This window comes from Pseudostreptobacillus hongkongensis (genome assembly GCF_001559795.1).
In the GTDB taxonomy this organism is placed as follows: Bacteria; Fusobacteriota; Fusobacteriia; order Fusobacteriales; family Leptotrichiaceae; genus Pseudostreptobacillus; species Pseudostreptobacillus hongkongensis.
The window spans coordinates 1-240 of record NZ_LOHY01000074.1; the positions used below are offsets into that span (position 1 = coordinate 1).

A 240-nucleotide genomic window follows, 5' to 3' on the forward strand; every position below is an offset into this window, starting at 1 on the left:
ATATTTATGGGGTAAATTATGAAGATATTATTAACATCAGATTCGCATAGAGATGTGGATTATTTATACAATACTATAGTAAAAGAAAATCCAGATATGGTTATTTTCGCTGGAGATCATAGTGATGATGCTATAGATATTAGTTATGGATTTGATATTCCTTTCTATATTGTAAGAGGTAATTGTGACTATTATGATAATACGACTAAGGATATCATAGAATTAGAAATAGAAGAAGTT

Annotated in this window: 1 protein-coding gene; it reads left to right on the top strand. The window is 27.1% G+C overall.

Features of this window, described 5'->3' with window-relative positions:
* Positions 1-18: 18 nt before the first annotated feature.
* A partial coding sequence (locus AYC59_RS01625) for a metallophosphoesterase (RefSeq protein WP_211259998.1) occupies positions 19-240 on the top strand: 222 nt, incomplete at its 3' end.